Here is a 2,525-nt window from a genome sequence, read left to right as displayed (position 1 = left end):
TCGCACAGCACGGCGTCGTCCGCGGCACTGCTTAGCCATCCGACGAACCCGGCGGTCCCGCCGAGTCGAGCGACGGCGGCAAGGGCCGTCGCGACATTTCCCCCGAAGGCTCGGACACTTCGCAGAACCTTCCCCTTGCCCGCCGACAACGGCTGATCGACATAGACGATGTCGTCGATCGCGATAGCGCCGAAGCCGATGATTGAGGGGAGGGTGGGCATCGGTCAGGCCCCCGCCTTCGTCAGGGCGTCCTGCGCCGAAAGCCCGTCATGGATGACGCCCCGAAAGGCAAGCGCTGCCTTCTGCGGATCGCCATGCCCCCAGAGATTGCGGCCCACCACGGCACCGCGCGCGCCGGCACGGATGGCGTCCGCCGTCTGCTGGAGGGCGCCGAGCAGCGTATCGGTCTTCGGACCACCCGCGATCACAACCGGAACCGGGCAGGTCCGGACGGTCTCCCGGAACGACTCGAAATCGCCCGTGTAGCCGATCTTGATCACGTCGACGCCGGACTCGTAGCCGATGCGCGCCGCATAGGCGATCTCGTCGGGGGTGAAGACGATTTTTGCTCCGTCGGTGAAATCGCGAGGGTAGATATGCGCCACCACCGGCATGCCGTAGCGGGCCGCCGCGTTCACCGAATCGGTCAGCCAGCGTATGTACTTGCCCTCGGTCGCGCCACGCACCGGAATGGCCACGGCCAACGCATCGGCCCCAGCGCGCACCGCATCCTCGGGCGTTGCAATCAACTCACTGATGCGATCGTCCGGGGTGAAGCAGCCAGCCTGGATCACCAGCGAAGCCTTGCCCGCGTATTGCGGCCACAGATGGCGGGCGGTGCCAGGCTGGATGCTGACATAGTCGGGTTTGCCCGCCATGACGCGGGCGAGCGCGCCCGGCAGGTCGGCAAGACCGCCTTTGCGCACGTCGCCATAGCCGACAAAGTGGTCGACCGCGCCGCCAAAAAGGTTCCCCGATGGATGCGAGAAGAGGCGCGCAAGACGCACCTTGGTTCCTAGGCTCATGAGTGCAAAATTCCCCAATCGTTTGATTTCGAAATCCTGAACTCAGTGTTGGCGAAAGAAATGAGAAATGCAATCTTTCGAAATCTTTCGAATTCGCGTATTTTTGGTAAAGTGAGCCGGGGTTGCTTGGCGCAGGGAGGCAAGGGCAGGACAATGTTGTCGGAGCAGAGACGCCAATCGATCCTGAGTGAGGTGCAACGCAGCGGACAGGTTCGCACCAAGGACCTGTCGGACGGTTTTGGCGTGTCCGAGGTCACGGTACGCTCCGACCTCGAGATACTGGACCGCAAGGGACTGCTGACCAAGACCCGTGGAGGGGCGGTGACCCGGACCACCGATTCGACCACGGCCGCGTTCGCCCGGCGGATGCAAACCAACCTCGATGCAAAGATGCGCATCGCCCGGGCGGCGGTAGAGCTGTTCGAGGACAACCAATCGGTCATCTTCGACGGCGGCTCGACATTGATGCAGGTTGCCATGCAGTTACCGCCGCTCAGCAATGTCGTGGTCGCGGCCACGGCCATGAATATCGTGCAGCATCTGATGCATCGTCCCGGGCTCGACGTTCACATGATCGGCGGCCGGGTCTATCCCGACACGGTGAGCACGCTGATCACCGATGCCGACACGGCTCTCGGCGGCTTGGTGGCGCATCAGGTCTTTGTTGGAGCGCATGCGATAGACTCCTCGCTCGATGTGGTCGACGTGAACGAAGACATGGCGCGAACGAAGCGAAACCTCGTTCGCATGGCCCGGCGCGTCATCCTGCTCGCGGATTCGAGCAAATGGGGCGTCAGCGGGACCTCCAAGGCATTTTCGCTGTCGGCCGTCGATGTGGTGATCACCGACGATGGCCTGCCCGGTCCGATACGCAGCCAGCTTGATAGGATCGGGGCCAAGGTGATCTATGCCTGAACCTGTCGCGGTCCCTGGCCGCGACGAAAAGATCCGATGCGCGCATGACGCACGGGCTTGGTGCCGGCTGTCGGCCGTTTTTTCGTGTCAGTCATTTTCTCCTCCCGAAGGGCCGGCGGCCTCCAATGTCGTGCCAGCATTTTCACATGCTCTATAAAAATTTTACGCGCGTCAAGAATTAAAATGCTGTATAGCGAAGTCGGAAATTCGGCTGCCTGTCGATACAAGGGTACGGCCGCGATGCGGCGGCGCTGGGAGGACATTTCGAAAATGCACGGGAAATCAAAGACAAAGCTCGGCATCGGCGTTATCGGGTGCGGTAACATCTCGATGACCTATCTGCGCAATGCGGCACTTTTCACCGGCGTGGTACTGCGCGCCTGCGCCGACATTTCCGTCGACATGGCTGCGTTGCGAGCGAAGGAATATGGCATCCGCGCGCTCGGCGTCGACGCGCTGCTGGCCGACCCGCAGGTCGATCTTGTCCTCAACCTCACAATTCCTTCGGCGCATTTCGACATCTCGTTTTCGGCGCTTTCGGCCGGAAAACATGTCTTCACCGAAAAGCCTCTCGCGACTTCGGCC

3 protein-coding genes and 1 pseudogene are annotated in these 2,525 nt (G+C 61.9%); 2 read left to right on the top strand and 2 right to left on the bottom strand.

Annotated features, from left to right (window positions below):
* Positions 1-221, bottom strand: a pseudogene (locus EOA38_RS33470) (permease); the annotation flags it as partial.
* A 3-nt stretch (positions 222-224) separates the two neighbouring features.
* Complete coding sequence (locus EOA38_RS33465; RefSeq protein ID WP_127220773.1) at positions 225-1,025, bottom strand: class I fructose-bisphosphate aldolase; 801 nt, start codon at positions 1,023-1,025, stop codon at positions 225-227.
* A gap of 153 nt (positions 1,026-1,178) precedes the next feature.
* Between EOA38_RS33465 and EOA38_RS33460 the strand changes: the two genes are divergently transcribed.
* Entirely contained in the window at positions 1,179-1,940 is a 762-nt protein-coding gene (locus EOA38_RS33460; RefSeq protein ID WP_127301242.1) for a DeoR/GlpR family DNA-binding transcription regulator, read from the top strand.
* 270 nt (positions 1,941-2,210) lie between these two features.
* On the top strand, positions 2,211-2,525 hold a 315-nt coding region (locus tag EOA38_RS33455), incomplete at its 3' end, for a Gfo/Idh/MocA family oxidoreductase (protein ID WP_145966196.1).

This window comes from Mesorhizobium sp. M1E.F.Ca.ET.041.01.1.1, from assembly GCF_003997355.1.
Classification (GTDB): Bacteria; Pseudomonadota; Alphaproteobacteria; order Rhizobiales; family Rhizobiaceae; genus Mesorhizobium.
The sequence above is the reverse complement of the archived record's forward strand: the minus strand, read 5'-3'. Positions and strand labels throughout refer to the sequence as shown.

Coding starts and splice junctions, on each gene's coding strand:
- EOA38_RS33460 (WP_127301242.1), top strand. CDS start 1,179: ATGTTGTCGGAGCAGAGACGCCAATCGATCCTGAGTGAGGTGCAACGC.
- EOA38_RS33465 (WP_127220773.1), bottom strand. CDS start 1,025: ATGAGCCTAGGAACCAAGGTGCGTCTTGCGCGCCTCTTCTCGCATCCA.